The following is an 18517-nucleotide window of genomic DNA, read 5'->3' on the forward strand; positions in this document are numbered from 1 at the left end:
CTACTGCCTCAGATAGCGAAGTACGCGAGATGGCTGGGCTCTACGCGGTCGGCGAGTCGCTGGAACGCGTGGGCACGCGATTGGGGTTCTTGGCCGGCATGTCCGCAACCATCTGCTGTTTGCCGGAGCGCGTACGCGGGACACCCACGGGCGATTGTTCTGCGCAATCAGTCCGATCCGTAGACCTCAAACCCGCCTTTGGTCACGGTCTGCACGTATGAGGCAGCACCGGCGATGAGCCGTAGTTGCTCGTCGCTCGATGAACCGATGCTCAGGCCTGGCTGGGCAATGATTGTCGTGAACCGCGGGAACAGCAGCGACGCCTGCTGCCTGATCCGGAAGAGCATCTCGCGATCCCCGACTTCGAACGCCGTTCCTCCGAAGCGGCGCGTGTATCCGGCGGACCGGCGGTCGAGGTGTTCGAGGAGTGGGAGCGCTGCGTTGTCTCGCCATCGTGCGCCGCGCATCGCTTGGCCGCAGACTTCGTAGAGATCCTTGAGGCGGGATCCCGCTTCTGGTTTCGAGGAGTACTTGCAGTGCACGAGCGTGACGTGCAGGTCCCCTTTATCGACCCGGATGCCGACGAGGTCGGCCGCCTCACCTGACCTGTCATCGTCGATGAGGACGTCAAAGGTCTGGTTCTCACCGAGGTAGCGCGCCATGAAAGCTTGGATCGAGTCGGCTCTGCGATCGGGGCCCTGCGATTCGACGGCGATGTTCACACCTCCGGTGGCCCAGTCGAGAGAACGCAGGTTGCCGCGGGGGTAAGGCGGAAGCTCGGTTCGCGGCGCAAGCAGCCGGTCATCGCCGGTGATCAGTCGGTCGCCGGAGAGAAGGAGCGTGGGCTTATGGTTGTTCAGCCAGGTCGACAGGGGCGCTGTCGATCCGCGGCCTCCCTCGACCGTGGCATCGTCACTCAGTGCACGGTAGTGAATACCGGTCGAACCGAACCGCCCCTCGTACGGGAGTTCCCACGTAGGTGTGACGACGGAGAAACGGAGTGGGCCGCCAATTCCGTAGTCGTCGACCCTCAGTCCGGCATCGGTCAGCGGGACGCCGTTGGCGTTGAAGACGACGCGTGAGGACGTTCCAGTCCCGACGTAGAGGTCCCATGGCCACTCGACCGCGAGGAACGGGTACGGGGGCCGCTCCTTGACGTCGACAGGAATGATCATGTCGCGGAACAGCGAGCGGACATCAACAGAACTATCCCGGAGCTTCGTTCCCTGATCGCGACACCATCGTCGCCATTCTGCGAGGTTGGACGCCGTTCGCATCGACCAGAATCTCCCGGATACCGCCGCTGCAATCGTGACGCGTTCTCCCTCTTGGAACGCCTTGGCTGCGACGTGCGTGTTGGCCTTGTGGGTGCGCTCGGCTTCTGTGAGTGCTGTTTCGACATCGCTTCCCACGTGCATGGAGAACCGTTTGTCACGGTCCCGAGCATCGAGGAGCCCGATGTTCGTCGGGACGAGGCGGTCGAGCCTTGCGAAGACCCTGAAAGTGTCGTACCCATTGACCGGCGCCGGTTCATGCCCGACCACTGCCTCGACGAGATCGTCCAGGCTGCGTTTGGTATCCGAACAGTGGACATAGAGGAGGCCCTGCGTACGATCAAGGAAGAGCACGACGAGCGCATAATCAGTGGCCCGCAGGGATGGGATGTCGCCCCAGCGAAGGTCGGAGACCGTCTCGATGACGAACCAGGCGATGGTGTTATCACCGTTGACACTAATCATGTTGTCCAAGATTCCGTCGCCGCACACGGTACGAACCGCCAGCGGGTCCCAGTCCACAGTTGTCGTCGCAAAGGCGCGAGCGCTCATCTTTGGTTCCAGCAGACCAACAGGCACGCCAGGCGGGTTGTCAACGAACGAGGCCTCGAACTCGCTGATCTCGTTAGCTCGCTCAGTCGCACGCTCTGTGATGTCACTGAGGACCTTGTCCCAGTCGGGATCCTCGCGCAGGAGAAAGCGCAACGGCGAGAGCGCTTGCTCCGGGTCCTGGCGGATGAAGACGCTCGCAGTTCCGATCGGGACGGGCGATGACGTACGTGCTAGCCGGCCGATGAGCTGGACCATGGGGCTCAGGGATCGATGGGTGTCATGGAACGCTCCGACCTTGAGCGTGGGGAGGTCGAAGCCTTCGCCCAGCATGTCGACGCAGACGATCACGCGACTGGTCCGCTCCCGCATGGCTCGGATCGCCGCGTCACGTTCGCTCGCCCGAAGCGAGTCGTAGATCACCTTCGGGGCGAACTCGGGAGCGAGCCGCGAGTACAGCGCGTGGATCTCGTCGGCCCGAGGCTTCGTCTCGACCCGCGCCAAGAGTAGGTGTTCGTGCCCGGAGTCCAGATCGCTACGAAGCCGGGACAGTGCGGCCCTTGCAAGCGCTTCGTCATCGTCGTCCAGATCGAGGACGGCCGTGAAATCAATCGTGCTGAAGTAGCCCTCCCCTTGCGCTTCCCGGAGCGGGAAACGAAAAATCACCCGTCCCGGCAACGACAGACCGTCACGCCGGTAGGGCGTCGCGGTGAATAGCAAGACGGGACGCTCACCGAAGGCACGGATGATCTCTGTCCACGTCCGCGCTGGCGCGTGATGCGCCTCGTCGACCAACAGGTGCGTGAACCCAGAAAAGAACGCTCGACGCACGGCACCCTCCGACGCGTGGATCGCGTTCGGAGTCGCCACCACGACGTTGCAGGCAGCCACGAAAGCGCCCGCGTCCTCTTCGCTGTCGAATCGTCCGGCGACTCGCCCGACCCGCGGTCTTATCGCGTCCGGCCCCACGATTCCCTCTTGCTGGAGGATGCCGAGCGTCTCGAACTTTGAGGCAATTTGCTCTCTCAGCGCCGAGGAGGGGACCACGACAAGGACGTGTTCCGGACGCTGCGCGATCAGCCACGCCAACATGGTTTCGGTCTTGCCCGTCCCTGTCGGCATCACCACGATTCCTGCCTCTGAGAGGCCTGACGACTGGTATCCGACGATGGAATGCAGCGCACCTATCTGAGGGCGGCGCAGGCTGTGCGGGCGACTGTGGGACGTGAACCCAATCGCTCCGTCGAAGGAGTCTCGCACGGCATCCGCGGGTACAGGGCGCCTCGATCCCACCCAGGTGATCTCGTCGCTCGATGCGCCGTCCTCGGGCAGGACGGCGGCCAGGCCTTCCCCGCGCGGTTCGTCTGAACCTGACGCGGTCGGCCACTGTCCGTACCTGCTTCGGATGCGCGGAGCGTCGCCGTCCGCGTGGTCGAGTCCAGCATGAGCCGGGACCAGCAATTGACGGAGCGTGTTCTTCCCGACGACCTCCGTGGTCGCCCACACGTGGCTTGTCCTCACCGCATCCGTCCTGGGGTGAACATCGCACAACCGCACGCATCGGAAACAGTCGTGTCAAGGCGGGGCGCCCGTCGGCTGAAGGATCTACGAACCTTCCAACGCAGGCATGCTTCAGCGCGCTGCGCCAGGTCTGGTGTCGTCACCGGGAACCTCCTACCGGTGACACGGTCACCTATATGTAGATGCTCATTGGACTCATCATGCTGGACCTCGCATGTTCTTCGTGAGCCGACACGCGGCCAGGCATGAGAGGTCTATGAAGAGCTGCATCGGGCTGTGGCGCCGTCGCCAGGTGCACCGGTCACAGGACACAGGCATGGGACGGGACGGGACGGTCAGAACGGCAACGAGGCTCCCAGCGATCAATCTCCTGTAGTGCGGGCGTCGGCAGTCTCCTCGGTCCCAGCCTTTCCGAGCCCCGCGCTGATACGCCAAGCATTCCCTTGCTGAGAGTGACTCCTCGACGCACGATGCCCTGATCGGGCTCTGACTTGACCACTTCCTGGAGGACGAGGTTGGCGTCTGCGCGGAGCTCTGACTCGTCGGTCTCGTTAAGCTGAAAGGTCCACAGGCTCAACAGGATGTCGGTCAGCAGTTGCGCAAGTTGCTCATAGTCGGGGGCGACCTGCTCGCTGTGCTCCTAGACCTGCGTGAAGCGCTGTTCGTCCCATGAGAGCTCGACCGAAAGCCACGATCGGAACCCGCTAATTACCACATTGAAGACGGCTCATGAGTGGGGAACTTCGGTGAGCGCGGTTGCGGAAGTTCGCTAAGCCTCGTCATCCCCTACTATCCAGCTGCCGCCTTTAATGCCCCGCCGATGCGGCCTACCATCGTCACGATGCCGCTGGCGGCAGCGAACTCGGCGTACTTCTCCTCGACGCGCCTGGCCAGCAGGTTGTAGAGCTGCTGCGCGAAGACGGGCCGGGGTGCGCCCACCTCGTCGCACACGCGGTTCACCTCGGCGATTAGCCAGGGCGCGAAGTTCGAGACGCCGAGCGCACGCACCCTGCCTTCCGTGATGAGCTGCGCGACGGTTTCGAGGGTGTCCTCAAGAGACGTCGCCCGGTCGGGTTGGTGGAGGTAGAACAGGTCGAGGTAGTCGGTACCCAACCGCCGCAGGCTCGACGCGTGTGTCAATCCGCCCCCGTCGTAGCCCCCAGCAGATCCCTCACCGTGTTGGCCACGCTGATGAACTCCGGCTTCTCCATCGTCGCGCTGTACTCCCGATGCGCCGGCAGGTCCACGTCGAGGATGTCCACGATCCGCCCCGGCCTCGGGCTCATGACCACCACCCGGTTGGCGAGGTAGACGGCCTCGGCGACGGAGTGGGTGACCAGCATGACCGTCGTCCCGGTCTCCCGCCAGATGCGGTGCAGTTCGACGTTCATCTTCTCGCGGGTGAGGGCGTCGAGGGCGCCGAAGGGCTCGTCCATCAGCAGCACCTCGGGTTCGTGCAGCAAAGCCCGGCACAGGGAGACGCGTTGCTGCATGCCACCGGACAGCTCGTGGGGGAGTGCTCCCTCGAAGCCCGCCAGGCCGGTCATCTCGATGAGCTGATCTGCCTTCGCGGCGGCGGCTTTCTTGTTCATGCCGCGCATCTCGCCCTGAAGGAGGATGTTCTTGCGGACGGTGCGCCACTCCAGCAGCGCGGCGCGCTGGAAGACGTAGCCGATGTTGCGCTGCGGTCCCTTCACTTCGCGGCCGGCCAGCTCGACGGAGCCGCGGGAGGCGCCAGTCAGGCCGGCGACCACCTTGAGCAGTGTCGACTTGCCGCAGCCTGACGGGCCGGCGATGGAGACGAACTCACCCCTGCCGACCTTGAGGTCGACGTCGGACAGCGCGGTGACGTCGCCGCGCTTGGACGAGAACTGGACGGTGAGGTTGTCGACCGAGACGGCGGTGTCGGTGACGGTGGTGAGGCGTTCGTGGGTGATGGCGCTCATGTCGTCGCTCATTCCTTGCTGGAGGTGAAGGAGGAGTCCCAGTACTTCGACGGCTCGGCTCCGACTTCGGTCAGCCCGGCGTCACCGAGGATGGAGATGGTGTTGGTCCAGTCCTCCTCGGCGTTGACGCCGGGTGCCTGGCCCTCGGTGTTGGCGGTGGTGAGCAGCGGGATGGTCTCCTGCCACTGCTGCAGCAGCACCGACTCCGGCGGGGTCTGCGGGTCCTTGCCCACCATGGCCTTCACGGCCTCTTCGGGGTTGGCGATGGCGGCCTCGAACGACTCGGTGGTGGCGTCGACCATGGCCTGCACCAGTTCCGGGGAGCTCTCGATGGTGGAGGTGTTGGCGATGAGGCCGTTGCTGAAGAAGTTCAGGCCCTCGTCGGAGTAGCGCAGGTAGCGCATCTCGCGGCCCGACTTGTTCGCGATGTTCGGTCCCTGGTCGTGCGCGAAGCCGATGAGCCCGTCGACCTGACCGGACAGCATCGCGGCGATCTTGCCCGCGGAGTCGAGGCTCTGCTGTTGCACCTGGTCCTCGGGGACACCGGCGCGGTCGAGGAAGATCGGGAACGTCGTGGTGGGCGCGTCACCTGCGGAGACCGCGATGGTCTTGCCGGCGAGGTCGGCGGTGGTCTGGATGGGGCCGTCGGCGTAGACCTGGACGGCCGACGGGGTCGTCTGCAGGAAGACGCCCAGGCTCTTCACCTTCACGCCCTTGTCGATGTTCGACATGACGGCGGCGGAGTCGGCCCAGCCGAAGTCGGTCTGGTTCGAGCCGGCGGCCTGCGCGGTCTTGGTCGAGCCTTGGCCGGCGGTGATGGTGAGGTCGATGCCGTGCTTGGCGAAGATCCCCTCCTGCACGCCGTAGTAGAACGGTGCGTGCTCGCCGTAGGGGTACCAGTTGAGCATCAGGGACGTCGCGGTTGTCTCACCGTCGGCGCCGGGAGCCTTCTCCGCACCGCCACCGCCGCCGCCACATCCGGCGAGAGCGAGCGACGCGGCTACCGCAGCCACGAGGGCAGTCTTGAGCTTCATGGAAGTCTTCTTTCGAGGAGGTATGGGTGAGGCGGCGGGGTCACACTGCGCCGACGGACGCGGTGGAGCGGCGCGATGCATGCCAGGGGATGAGGAACTTCTCGGCTATCTCGATGACGAGGAACAGCAGGATGCCGAGGAGAGACATGATGATGAGGGCGGCGAACAGCATTGCGGTGTCGATGTTTCCGTTCGCCTGGAGGATCACGTAGCCGAGTCCCTCGTTGGCGCCGACGAACTCACCAACCACTGCACCGGTCACGGCCAGCGTGGCCGCGATCTTGAGGCCGGACATCAGCTGCGGCAGCGAGGCGGGAAAGCGCACCTTGCAGAACGTCTTCCACTTGCTCGCACCCATCGTGGACGTCAGTTCGAGGATCTCCGGGTCGACGGATCGCAGGCCCGCCATGCCGGCGATGACGATGGGGAAGAAGGCCATGAGGACGGCCACCAGGATCTTGGGGCTGGCGCCGAAGCCGAGCCACACGACGAACAGTGGTGCGATGGCGATCTTCGGGATGACCTGGGCGAAGAGGATCAGCGGGTACATCGTCTTCTCGATCGACGACGAGTAGATCATCACCACCGCGACGGCGATGCCGACCATGCCCGCGATGACGAAGCCCGCGATGGTCTCGTAGGTGGTCACCCAGGTGTGGGCGGCGAGGTAGGACGCGTTGTCCACCATCGTCGACCAGGTGTCACCGGGAGACGGAAGGATGTAGGGCGCAACCAGTTCGGTGGTCGTGACCGCCCACCACGCGACGACGAGCGCAGCCACGAGAGCAAGGGGCCGCCACAAGCCGGACCAGGTGTTGCGGAACGAGGGAAACCGTCGACGACGCGTCGGCGCGGGATGCGGTGCCGACGGTGCAGCGAGTGGGGCCTCGACCGACGTTGTTACCGCCATGAGGAGTCCTAAAGCTAGTAGTGGTGCGGGTCCGACTACTCCCGCTGGAATGCGCTTTCCGAAGCTGCGGCCGAATCTAATGTGATCGCGCCCACAGTGTCAAGGAAAACGGACAACTACCTGTTCAGGGCACTGCTCGCGCGCAGGACGACAGTTCCCGGTGCGTACTCGTGCGCGTCGAGTGCACGGTCGGACGGGTCGAGCGCGAGCCGCACGGCGCGCTCGCCGATGTCGACGAGAGACAACGCGACCGTCGACAAGCTCGGAACGTGGTCCCGCAGAGTGGGTATGTCGTCGAAACCCGCGACGCAGACGTCGGCAGGAACGCTCAGGCCCAGCTCGCGCCACGCGGCAATGGCTCCGATGGCCATGACGTCGGTGACGGCGAAGACGCACGGGGGAGCGCCGTGTCCGGGCGTGAGTTCCAAGGCTGTCGCGAGGCGTCGTGCCGCGCTGTGGCCGCCGTCGCGGGAGAAGTCGCCGGCCACCTCGATCTCCGGGGTGATGCCGTGTCGGCACAGTGCCTCGACGAATCCATTGCGACGGTCCGCGGACGTGCGGATGTTGCCCGGTCCGCCGATGATGGCGAACCGCCGATGGCCGTGCTCGTACAGTGCCTCGGCCAATGCTGCTGAGGCCGAATGATTCTCGGGCTCCACAGCCGCTCCGAACGGCATGGGTTGTCCGATGACGACGACGCGTCCACCGTTGTCCCGATACGCCTCGAACTCGCGTTCCAGGGCACGGTCGAGGTCGCCGCTCTGCCGCGACCCGGCCAGGATGATGGCGTCGGCACGGTGGGAGATGAACGTGCTCACCGACTGCCGCTCGATGGCGAAGTCGCGCTCGGTGCTCGCGAGCAATACGAGCTTGCCGGCGTCGCGCGCCTCGTTCTGCACGCCGCGGACGATGGAGGAGAAGTAGGGGTCGGCGACGTCGTGCACGACGAGACCGATCAGCCCCGTCGACGAGCGCGCCAGGGCCTGGGCCTGGGCATTCGCGATGTAGCCGAGATCGGCTGCGGCGGCGCGCACTCGGTCGGCGACGCCTTCGCCGGGCACTCTCGACGAGCCGTTGAGTACCCGTGATGCCGTGGCCTGGGAGACGCCGGCCGCCGCTGCCACGTCACGCAATCGCACTGCCGCCATGCTCGCCACCCCCACGAAATCGTTGCGGTCTGCCGGTGCCTGTTGACCGATCGACCTCGACAGCATAGCTTGGAAAGCGCATTCCGAAGCTGACGCCCCTCGACGCGTGCAGGACTTTCCGCCGCACCGTCTCCCGAGGCCCTCGCGCGCCTCGTTCCTCTCGGTCGTGCACTCTTCAGACCTGGCTGCCGAGCAGTCAGAAAGGCCATTCGATGTCTCACCCCACCCGAACCCTGCGCATCGCCATGAACGGCGTCACCGGTCGCATGGGCTACCGTCAGCATCTTCTGCGTTCCATCCTCCCGATCCGCGACGCGGGCGGGTTGCTGCTCGCGGACGGTTCGCGCGTCCAGGTCGAGCCGGTGCTCGTCGGTCGCAACGAGGCCAAGCTGCAGGAACTCTGCGCCCAGCACGGCATCGCCGAGTACACCACCGACGCCCAGTCGGTCATCGACGATGCGTCGATCGACATCTACTTCGACGCGCAGGTGACCTCGCGTCGCGCGGAGGCACTGTCGTCGGCGATGAAGGCCGGCAAGCACATCTTTACCGAGAAGCCGACGGCCGAGACGCTGACGCAGGCCATCGAACTGGCCCGCATCGGGCAGAACGCGGGCGTCACGGCCGGCGTCGTCCACGACAAGCTCTACCTCCCCGGACTCGTGAAGCTGAAGCGACTGGTCGACGAGGGCTTCTTCGGACGCATCCTCTCGCTGCGTGGCGAGTTCGGCTACTGGGTCTTCGAGGGCGACGGCCAGCCCGCCCAGCGGCCCAGTTGGAACTACCGCGCCGAAGACGGCGGTGGCATCGTCGTCGACATGTTCTGCCACTGGAACTACGTGCTCGAGGGCATTCTCGGCAAGGTCGAGACCGTCACCGCCAAGGCCACCACGCACATCCCGACACGGTGGGACGAGCAGGGCAACGAGTACGCCGCCACCGCCGACGACGCCGCGTACGGCATCTTCGAGATGCAGAACGGGGTTGTCGCGCAGATCAACTCGTCGTGGGCCGTGCGCGTGTTCCGAGACGAGCTGGTCGAGTTCCAGGTGGACGGCACGCACGGCTCCGCGGTGGCGGGACTGCGTAACTGCGTCGCCCAGCATCGTTCGCACACTCCCAAGCCCGTGTGGAACCCCGACCTGCCCGTCACCGAACCCTTCCGCGACCAGTGGCTCGACGTCCCGGCCAATGCCGATCTGGACAACGGCTTCAAGCTGCAGTGGGAGGAGTTCCTGCGCGACGTCATCGCCGAGCGACCCCACCGCTACGGACTGTTGTCCGCCGCGCGCGGTGTGCAGCTGGCGGAGCTCGGCCTGCGTAGTTCCGCGGAGGGTCGCCGCCTCGACGTGCCGGAGATCTCGCTGTGACCGCCGTCGACTCGCGCCTGACCATCGCACTGCCGGGCCACGGCTCGTATCAGCTGGGCGAGCCGGGTGAGTGGACCAAGCCCACGTCTCCGATCACCTCGCGCATCGCTTACGCAGCGGCACATGTCATTCCGCGTGCGACGGGCGACAACACTCCGGGCGCACCGACCGACATCGACTGGGACGCCACCCTCGCCTACCGGCACGAGCTGTGGTCCTACGGCCTCGGTGTCGCCGATGCGATGGACACCGCGCAGCGCGGCATGGGTCTCGACTGGGCGGCGACCGCCGAGCTGATCCGACGATCGGGTGCCGAGGCTGCACGGGTGGGCGGACTACTCGCGTGTGGCGCCGGAACTGATCAACTCGATCCGACGACGCTGCCGTCGGGTCGGGAGGGTCTCGCTCGTGTGCTCGATGCCTACCGTGAGCAGATCGCGGTGGTGCGGGAGTCCGGCGCGAAGGTCATCATCATGGCCTCGCGTGCGCTGGCGCGGGTGGCGTCGTCGCCCGACGACTACCTGTCCGTCTACTCGACACTGCTCGACGAGGTGGATGAGCCCGTCGTGTTGCATTGGCTCGGAACGATGTTCGACCCAGCGCTCGAGGGTTACTGGGGGAGCGCGTCCGTGGACGAGGCGACCGCAACGTTCCGTGGACTGATCGATGCGCACGCGGCGAAGGTCGACGGTGTGAAGGTGTCGCTGCTGGACGCCAAGCATGAGATCGCCCTTCGCGCAGCTCTGCCCGACGGAGTGCGGCTGTACACCGGGGACGACTTCAACTATCCGGAGCTCATCATGGGCGACGGTGAACATCACTCGGATGCGCTGCTCGGCATCTTTGCCGGCATCTACCCCGCGGCGTCCACGGCGCTGCAGGAGCTCGATCGCGGCAACACGGCTCGCGCCGAGGAGATCCTGCGGTCGACGCAGGAACTGGGCCGACACATCTTCGCGGCCCCCACCTACTACTACAAGACGGGCATCGCGTTCCTGTCGTGGTTGAACGGGAAGCAGCCGGGCTTCTCGATGGTCGGCGGGTTGGCATCAGGTCGCAGTGTGAAGCATCTGACGCAGTTGTTCGTCCTGGCGAATCGTGCTGGGCTGCTGGCAGACCCGGCCTTGGCCGTGCACCGGATGGGCGTGTACCTGGAGCTGAACGGGGTGTCGGCATGAGTCTCGAGCGCCTGTCCCTCAACACCAAGACGGTGAACAACTGGACGCTGAAGGAGGCCGTCGAGGGTGCGGCGCGGGCAGGGCTCGGCGCGATCGGGCCGTGGCGTGACCGTGTGCAGGAAGCCGGGGTCACGGAGTCGGCGAAGATGATCTCCGATGCCGGGCTGCGGGTGTCGACCCTGTGCCGTGGTGGGTTTCTCACAGCCATCGACGATGACGGGCTCGACGACAACCGACGCGCGCTCGACGAGGCCGCCGAGCTAGGGGCTCCCGAGCTGGTGATGGTGATGGGCGGGATTCCGGATCGCGACCTCATCGGTGCGCGGGCACGGGTGTCCGAGAGGCTCGCCGAACTGGTGCCGTACGCGCTGGAGCGTGGCGTGCGGATCGCGTTGGAGCCGTTGCACCCGATGTTCGTGGCCGATCGGGCGGTGATCTCGACGCTGGGTCAGGCACTGGCCATGGCGGAGCCGCATCCGGTGGAGGCGGTGGGCGTCGTCGTCGACACGTTCCATGTGTGGTGGGACCCCGACCTCGAGGCACAGATCAAGACCGCAGGGGAGCGGGGCCGCATCAGCTCGTACCAGGTGTGCGACTGGTTGGTGCCGATGGAAGCCGACCCCCTTCTGTCCCGCGGGATGATGGGCGACGGGGTGATCGACTTCGCGACCATCGGGCGGTGGGTCGAGGAGGCCGGCTACCGCGGTGACGTGGAGGTGGAAATCTTCAACGCGGCTGTCTGGGCGGCGGATGGGGATCAGGTGATCGGGACGATGGTGGAGAGGTACCGGGATCTCGTGGCGATGGGGTGAACGTGGTTGTGCAGCAGGGAGTCGACCACCCGTCACTGCCTGCTCTCGTGCGGAGTCGCGGGCGCGCGACGGGGACAACCTGCAGCAGCTTGTCCAGTCGGATGTAGTCGTCGGGGTGGTTATGTACGGCGGCAACCCCGCGGCAAGGGCGGTCGAGGCGATCATCAGGCACCCGTCGGTGCAGTCGTCGACACGCGGGTCGTTGGTGTCATCTGTCGAGAACGAGTCTCTACGCGGAATGCTGTGCAGCGGGGGCACGTCTTCCCGCGCGGGAACTCCGTCAGGTCGCCAGCCGCAACGCCCGAGCCCGTGCAGCGAGGAAGAAGGGGATCGCAGTGCCGATCCCCACGGTAAAGGTCATGAATAGCGTTGCCCACCACCACCGGCGGATCCCGAGTCGACCCGACTCGGGCAGCGCCCACGCGTGGAACGCGACAACGACAAGAATCAGATCGACCATCGCGAACTTGCCGGGCACCGTCGACCAGATCTTGCCGACGAAGAAGTCTGCCACCGAGCGAGTGCCGTGCTCTCGGACGTAGGGGATCGCGATGGCGTTCTGGGCGATGCCGGCCACTGCGGCAATAGCCATCAGACGGCGTTCATCGGACACGGTCACGGGGCTCCTTCGATCGGGGTGATCACCGTTCTACCCGCGGCTCCGCCAATCTCCTGACCGCCTCGCCGACGACGAGACGATGCCGCGCGATCTCGTCGTCGTCCCACCGCCGATGGGCTTGCTGGTCGAGGTCCGGTGTGGTGAACCAGCTGAACAGCACACCGAAAATCAACGTCATCAGATCGGTTGCACTCCAATGGGAGTCGACGTATCCGTCGCGCTGAGCCTGCTCGACCTCGCGAACACGCTCACTCATCACCTCGGCGTGTTCGCTCGCGGGGAGATGGCCCTGCAACTGCGCCCAGAGCAGCATCCGGTGCTCGTCCTTCTCACTCGCGAGGCGGGTGAAGGCATCCATGGAGTACCCGGGTAGATCGCGTGGGGTGAAGTGCACGGACTCGACGAACCGCCGGAAACCAAGGTCCAGTACCGCGCCGAACAGCCGCTCCTTGTCGCCGTAGTACGCGTACAGGCGCTCTTTGCTGGAGCGAGACGCTAGCGCGATCCGGTCGACGCGAGCGCCGGCGAGGCCGTGCTCGGCGAACTCGCGGCGTGCGGCATCGAGGATTCGTTCACGCGTGTCAGAGGCGGCGGGGGAGATGGGGGTGTCCGACTTCACAGGCCGAATCCTACGCCAACCAACTAGTTCGTTTGACCGTGTTGGACCGCAACGGTAGATTTTCGAATCGTCGAACAGACACTCCACCGCTTACCTTTCCCAGGACCGAGGCACGCCCGTGACCAGCACGCCCGACATCGTGTCGTCAGAGAACGACGCCAATCCGAACTACGAGCGTCGTTGGCTCGTGCTGTGCATCGTCGCCATCACTCAGCTGACGATCGTGCTGGACGCGACCATCGTCAACATCGCTCTGCCGCAGGCGCAGGAAGACCTGGGCATCAGCGACAGCAGCCGCGCGTGGGTCATCACCGCCTACGCGCTCGCGTTCGGTGCGTTGCTGCTGCTCGGTGGCCGCATCGCCGACTACTGGGGCCGCAAGCGGTCCTTCCTTGTCGGCATGGCGGGATTTGCGATCGCCTCGGCCATCGGTGGCCTGGCGCAGGAGGGCTACCAGCTCTTCATCGCCCGCGCCGGCCAGGGCGTCTTCGCCGCCCTGCTCGCCCCCGCTGCGCTGGCCATCCTGACCACCACGTTTACCGACGAGAAGGAACGAGCCAAGGCGTTCGGTGTCTTCGGTGCCATCGCCGGTGGTGGCGCTGCCGTAGGCCTGCTGCTCGGCGGCGTGCTCACCGAGTACGCCAACTGGCGCTGGTGCCTGCTGGTCAATGTTCCCGTCGCGATCTTCGCGGCCGCCGCCGCTATCCCTTTGGTCAAGGAGAGCAAGGCAGAGGGCGACACGCGGTACGACGTTCCCGGCGCGATTCTGGTCGCCCTCGGGCTCGGCTCACTGGTCTACGGGTTCACCGAGGCGGAAGACGGCTGGTCCAACGTCTCAACCCTCAGCTTCATCGCGCTGGGCATCGTTCTACTGGCCGCGTTCGTCGTCGTCGAGTCCCGCTCGGCCAATCCGCTCCTGCCGCTGGGCGTCCTGCTGGATCGAGACCGTGGGTCCGCCTACCTCGGTTCGGCCATTATCGGCGCCGCCCTTCTCGGCGGCACCTTGTACCTGACCTTCTACTTCCAGATCGTGCTCGGATTCAGCCCCGTCGTCGCCGGAGTCGCCTCCCTCCCCATGACCGGCGGCATCATGATCACCGCCGCCGCAGCGTCCGCATTGATGCCTCGCGTGGGACCGAAGCCGTTGATGGCTGCCGGGCCCGTCATCTCGGCCATCGGTCTGGTCCTGCTCACGCAGATCGGCGTCGACACCTCGTACTGGACGCACGTGCTGCCCGGAGTGATGCTCCTCGGGCTCGGGTTGGGTCTGCTCATGGTGCCGATGCAGAACGTGGCACTCATCGGGGTCGCCGATCACGACGCCGGCGCTGCCAGCGCACTCGTCAACGCGGCCCTGCAGATCGGTGGCGCCTTGGGAACCGCCGTCTTCACCACGATCTACACGTCCGCCAAGTCGTCCTACCTGTCGTCGAACATCGCGCCCGTGCCGCCCGCCGGAGTGCCCCCGGAGGCCCTGGCGTCGCAGACCCTGCCGTCCGATTCCGAGCTCGCTGCCCTGCCGGAACCGATCCGCAACTTCATCAACTCCACGATCGACTACATGTTCTCCGCGGAGGTCTCCGGATACGCGCACGCGTTCGCGGCAGCGGCGATCATGGTCATCCTGATCACGCCGATCGTGCTGGTGTTGGTTCGTGCCCGCAAGACCGACCTGCCGGCCGGCGACACCCCGGTTCACATGGGCTGACGTAAGCCGTTCCTACTGTCGAGGTACGACCGGACCGCTGCGGCGTAGAAGCCGCGCACGGCGTGACGCCGGTTAGGGTGCTGCGTGCGCATTCTCATTCTGTGGGTCACCCTTGCGGGCGTCGTGATCGGCTTGGTTTTCCTGGGTGTCGAAGGGTTCGCGCTTTATCGTGATCAGAGCGAGGTGATCTACGACGGCGCCTACGTGCCGTTGCGCGGTGTCGAGATGACGAGGAGCTACTCGACCACCCTGACGCTCGACCACGCCGGCTCTGGATGGTGGAACGCGCTTCCGGTTCCCTGGTGGAGTTATCCGGCGATCGGGGGAGTGGCCGGAACCGTGATGTCCGCTGCGGCTGGGTGGCGGGGACTGCGCATCACAAGACGTGGATGACGGACGCCGTCAGCGACAGGGTCTCGCGACAACCAAGTTTCCCCCTCTGAGAACTCCTCTTGCGGAGCCCGGCTCCGCGCACCTGTTCGAACCACGTGACCCCGAGCGCGATGTGATTGCAGGGCATCATGCCTGTCGAGGTAGCTCGTCTGCGAAGTCGAACGAACACCCGAGCCGATTGGCGGCCTCGACACCACCCGCATCACGCACCCAGGCGACACATGCCCCGGCCGCGAGCACGAGATCGCGGCTGAACAGATAGCCATCGGTGCAGTCGTCGAAATGCCCGTCGTGGTGCCACCTGTCGAGAACCAGTCCCTGCACGGAATGGTCCGCGAAGCGGAGCGTGTGCAGAATGCGGCGCGAGCGGCGGACCATGACGACCCCGTCGTCGAGGCGGTGCAGCTGCGCGGTGATGAGCTCGATGTCGTCGAGCTCGTCGTCGGGGATGTCGGTGTTCGGTCCGAGATCGATGACGAGCCCGGCGGGTTCGTCCTGAATCGACTCGACGAGCCATGCAGTCATCGCGTCCCACTGGTCGACCTCGAGCAGGACGCCCGTCGGCGTTTCGAGACTGATCAGCAGAGCTGCGGCATCGATCTCTGCGGCCCACACCTGCGTGGGCCCGTCGTCGTGAAAAAACACCCGACCGGTGTCGTCGACAAGCCCCGGCTGCTCGTTGAACCGAGACGTGTCAGTGGTGCCGTCGACATGGTGGGTGTGGATGGACCAGCCGCTCACGTCCTCATCGGTGACCACGACGTATCGCGTGAGGAGATCATCCGATGCGAACTGCCAGCGGGGAAGTGCCGGAGTGGTGTCCATTGACGCTCAGGCGTCGCCCAGTGCGTCCGCGAGCATGTGCATCGCCACGGTGACCGAGAGTGCCCGGACACTCGCACGATCACCGGGTAGCCGCAGCGTCCGCGTGATCGTCGGTCGGCCCATGACAGCGATACCGAAGCACACGGTGCCGACGGGCTTGGCCTCCGTGCCGCCGCCCGGTCCCGCGACACCGCTGGTCGAGACGGCGACATCGGCGCCGACGCGATGCAGTGCTCCTTCGGCCATGCGGGCCGCCACCGGTTCGCTGACGGCGCCGTCCTCCTCGATCATGGCTGCTGGGACGTCGAGTGATCCGATCTTCACCTCGTTGGCGTACGACACCACACCGCCGACCACGTAGGCCGACGAGCCGGCCCGATCGGTGAGCCGTGCGGCAATCATGCCGCCGGTGCACGATTCCGCGGTCGCGATGCGGCGGCCATCGGATCGGGCTGCCACGATGTCGTCGATGGTGGAACCGTCGGTCGAGAAGAGCTGCGCGCCATGGTGTTCTTCGATGAGTGCCAGCACGTCGGAGTAGGCGGCGCCCGCGGACTCCTCGTAGCGGGTGACCATCTCGAGTTCGCCGCGCGACAGGCAGGTGGTGATCGCCAGATCGCCGAACCCGGCAATCGAGCTCTCTGCGGTACGCAAGGTCGCGGCGAGGTCCGCCTCGGACAAGCCATAGGCGCGAATGGTGTCTTCGGTGACCGACGTCCTCCGCGCGAGCACGGCGGCGACGGGTGCGCTCTCTATCGCTTCCGGCCACATCGACTGCAGTTCAGAGGGCGGGCCCGGAAGGATGAGGACCGTGGGGAGCGTCCCCGCGTCGTCGGCCATCGCCACGCCCGGTGCCGTGCCCGTCGGCGAGATCGACTGCGCTCCGGCAGGAACCATCGCCTGCTTTCGTACTCCGGTTCGCAGTGGTTCGGACTCGGCGACGCTGCCGAGCCGACTGCGCCAGCGCTCGACGATGGCCGTGATGCGGCCTTCGAGTTCGACGTCGAGGTGCATCTCGCGCCCGTACAGCGCGGCGACGGTCTCGACGGTGAGGTCGTCCGCGGTCGGGCCGAGGCCTCCTGTCGTGATGATGAGGTCGACATGCTGGTCGGCGAGGAACTGGACCTGTGCCGTCAGGTCGGCCGGCCGATCACCGCACACCGTCAGGTGGGCGACGTCGACTCCCATCTGCAGGAGTTGCCGAGCCACCCAGGGACCGTTGCGGTCGCTGACCCGCCCGGCCAGAACTTCGCTACCCGTGACCACCACACCCGCGCGCACTGCCATGGTTCGACACTACGGCTGCCGAGGTCAGGTCCGATCGCGGGCCATGACGCCCGACTCGCTTAACTGCACGGGCCCGATGCCCTTCTTCAGCGCCCAGAGCAGGAGCGCGCACCCAAGCCCGGACAGGACGAGGCCTGTCCCGAACATCGCGGCGTAACCGAAGGCCTGGCCCACCACGCCTGCAGCGAGTCCGGCGATGCCCTGCGAGAAGACGACGGCGCATGCAAGAAGGGTGTAATCGGTTCCGGCGTAGACACGTTCGGAGGCGTCCATCATGAGGGCGAACAGCACGACGGTCGCGGCGCCGCCGAAGACGTGCTCGCTGACGCTGGCGGTGACCACGAGCGCGATCCCGCCGATGTCGAGTGCCGCGGCGACGTAGAAGCCGAGCGCCAGGGTTTGCGTGATGCCGGCGACGAGCAGGGCACGTCGTCGGCCGAATCGGGTCGCGTACCACGCACCGAGGGCGGCACCGGCGAGCGCGGAGCCGGATGCGACTCCACCCTCGAGGAGGGCGATCTGCCCCAGGGAGAGTCCGAGGTCGGAGAGGAACGGACCGACGAGGGCCGAGCCCATCGAGTTGCCGAACTTGTAGGCGGCGATCAGGCCGATGAACGCAAGGACACCCGGTCGGCGCAGGCGAACCCACCACGTTCCGGCGAGGCGGACTGCGGTCGTCGACTCCGCCGGTCGCACATCCGCCCTGTCGAGTTGAGTCCGGAGCAGGAGGACCGGGATCGTGGACGCCACGATCAACACCGCCATCGCGACGAACAAGGCTCGCCATCCCGCGAACGAGAACAGCCACAGCAGAACGCCGCCGCCGACGATCATGCCGATGCGGTACGCCCCGAGTTGAATCCCGTTGCCCACGCCTCGGTCGCGTGCGTCGAGCAGTCGCACGGCGAGCCCGTCGGTGACGACGTCCTGCGTCGCGGACAGAACGTTCACCACCGCGATGCCGACGAACAGCCACTGCAGGCCGGACGCGAGGTCGAGGCAGGCCAGTACCAGCGCAACTGCCGCCGCGCCGAGCTGGAGGGAGAGGAGCCACCGTCGTCGACTTCCGTACCTGTCGACATACGGTGCCCACAGGAACTTCAGTGCCCATGGCGCGAACAGCACTCCGCTCGCGCTGATCGCGACCAGGGAGTAGCCGGACCGCCGCAACACCACGGGTAGTGCCTGGGTGAAGAAGCCGAAGGGCAACCCCTGCGCGAAGTAGAGGGCGCCGAGCAAGGCGAATGTGCCGCCGACGATGCCGGAACGGGGGACGCGTGGTCTCTCGGTCGTCGACACGGTGGAAGTCTGGCCCATTCACCGG

At 66.0% G+C, this 18517-nt stretch carries 16 protein-coding genes; 5 read left to right on the forward strand and 11 right to left on the reverse strand.

Annotation, left to right across the window (positions count from 1 at the left end; all coding sequences use genetic code 11):
- Nucleotides 1-167: 167 nt before the first annotated feature.
- The 6 genes from J4E04_RS04910 to J4E04_RS04935 all read right to left on the reverse strand — a co-directional run bounded on the left by J4E04_RS04910 (nt 168) and on the right by J4E04_RS04935 (nt 8382).
- Complete coding sequence (locus tag J4E04_RS04910) at nt 168-3329, reverse strand: DEAD/DEAH box helicase (RefSeq protein WP_490150028.1); 3162 nt, start codon at nt 3327-3329, stop codon at nt 168-170.
- An 804-nt stretch (nt 3330-4133) separates the two neighbouring features.
- Entirely contained in the window at nt 4134-4484 is a 351-nt protein-coding gene (locus tag J4E04_RS04915) for an aldo/keto reductase (protein ID WP_490150029.1), read from the reverse strand.
- Nucleotides 4481-5290, reverse strand: a complete 810-nt coding sequence (locus J4E04_RS04920; RefSeq protein WP_490150030.1) for an ABC transporter ATP-binding protein — start codon at nt 5288-5290, stop codon at nt 4481-4483. Before J4E04_RS04920 ends, J4E04_RS04915 begins: the two co-directional genes overlap by 4 nt.
- An 8-nt stretch (nt 5291-5298) precedes the next feature.
- Nucleotides 5299-6324, reverse strand: a complete 1026-nt coding sequence (locus J4E04_RS04925; RefSeq protein WP_027504834.1) for an ABC transporter substrate-binding protein — start codon at nt 6322-6324, stop codon at nt 5299-5301.
- 40 nt (nt 6325-6364) lie between these two features.
- Nucleotides 6365-7234, reverse strand: coding sequence for an ABC transporter permease (locus J4E04_RS04930; protein ID WP_490150031.1), 870 nt, complete (start codon nt 7232-7234; stop codon nt 6365-6367).
- Between the two features lie 116 nt (nt 7235-7350).
- The gene (locus J4E04_RS04935) at nt 7351-8382 is read right to left on the reverse strand and encodes a LacI family DNA-binding transcriptional regulator (protein WP_490150032.1); all 1032 of its coding nucleotides are present in this window, start codon (nt 8380-8382) and stop codon (nt 7351-7353) included.
- A 212-nt stretch (nt 8383-8594) separates the two neighbouring features.
- Between J4E04_RS04935 and J4E04_RS04940 the strand changes: the two genes are divergently transcribed.
- From J4E04_RS04940 to J4E04_RS04950, 3 genes are read left to right on the forward strand one after another with little or no spacing between them, the layout of a single operon-like run.
- Complete coding sequence (locus J4E04_RS04940) at nt 8595-9752, forward strand: Gfo/Idh/MocA family protein (RefSeq protein ID WP_042572923.1); 1158 nt, start codon at nt 8595-8597, stop codon at nt 9750-9752.
- On the forward strand, nt 9749-10930 hold the full coding sequence (locus tag J4E04_RS04945) for a dihydrodipicolinate synthase family protein (RefSeq protein WP_490150033.1): 1182 nt from the start codon (nt 9749-9751) through the stop codon (nt 10928-10930). The genes J4E04_RS04940 and J4E04_RS04945 overlap by 4 nt, the downstream gene beginning before the upstream one ends.
- Entirely contained in the window at nt 10927-11742 is an 816-nt protein-coding gene (locus tag J4E04_RS04950; RefSeq protein ID WP_307091691.1) for a sugar phosphate isomerase/epimerase family protein, read from the forward strand. Before J4E04_RS04945 ends, J4E04_RS04950 begins: the two co-directional genes overlap by 4 nt.
- Before the next feature lie 280 nt (nt 11743-12022).
- Here the strand turns inward: J4E04_RS04950 and J4E04_RS04955 are convergent, their stop codons facing one another.
- Both J4E04_RS04955 and J4E04_RS04960 read right to left on the reverse strand, forming a co-directional pair.
- Nucleotides 12023-12334 (reverse strand): DUF2834 domain-containing protein, encoded by a 312-nt coding sequence (locus J4E04_RS04955; protein ID WP_056074310.1) that lies wholly within the window; start codon nt 12332-12334, stop codon nt 12023-12025.
- A gap of 49 nt (nt 12335-12383) precedes the next feature.
- Complete coding sequence (locus tag J4E04_RS04960) at nt 12384-13067, reverse strand: TetR/AcrR family transcriptional regulator (protein WP_490150034.1); 684 nt, start codon at nt 13065-13067, stop codon at nt 12384-12386.
- A 31-nt stretch (nt 13068-13098) separates the two neighbouring features.
- Here J4E04_RS04960 and J4E04_RS04965 point away from each other — a divergent pair, with 31 nt between their 5' ends.
- On the forward strand, nt 13099-14688 hold the full coding sequence (locus J4E04_RS04965) for an MFS transporter (RefSeq protein ID WP_308119273.1): 1590 nt from the start codon (nt 13099-13101) through the stop codon (nt 14686-14688).
- An 84-nt stretch (nt 14689-14772) separates the two neighbouring features.
- Nucleotides 14773-15081: a hypothetical protein gene (locus J4E04_RS04970; protein WP_490150035.1), complete on the forward strand. Its 309-nt coding sequence runs from the start codon at nt 14773-14775 to the stop codon at nt 15079-15081.
- A 126-nt stretch (nt 15082-15207) separates the two neighbouring features.
- Here the strand turns inward: J4E04_RS04970 and J4E04_RS04975 are convergent, their stop codons facing one another.
- From J4E04_RS04975 to J4E04_RS04985, 3 genes are read right to left on the reverse strand one after another with little or no spacing between them, the layout of a single operon-like run.
- Nucleotides 15208-15906, reverse strand: coding sequence for a hypothetical protein (locus J4E04_RS04975; RefSeq protein ID WP_490150036.1), 699 nt, complete (start codon nt 15904-15906; stop codon nt 15208-15210).
- 6 nt (nt 15907-15912) lie between these two features.
- Nucleotides 15913-17193 carry a competence/damage-inducible protein A gene (locus J4E04_RS04980; RefSeq protein WP_490150037.1) on the reverse strand — a complete coding sequence of 427 codons (1281 nt, stop codon included), beginning with the start codon at nt 17191-17193 and terminating at the stop codon, nt 15913-15915.
- 24 nt (nt 17194-17217) lie between these two features.
- Nucleotides 17218-18510 carry an MFS transporter gene (locus tag J4E04_RS04985; RefSeq protein ID WP_490150038.1) on the reverse strand — a complete coding sequence of 431 codons (1293 nt, stop codon included), beginning with the start codon at nt 18508-18510 and terminating at the stop codon, nt 17218-17220.
- Nucleotides 18511-18517: the final 7 nt, after the last annotated feature.

This window comes from Rhodococcus sp. NFXS4 (assembly GCF_058139645.1).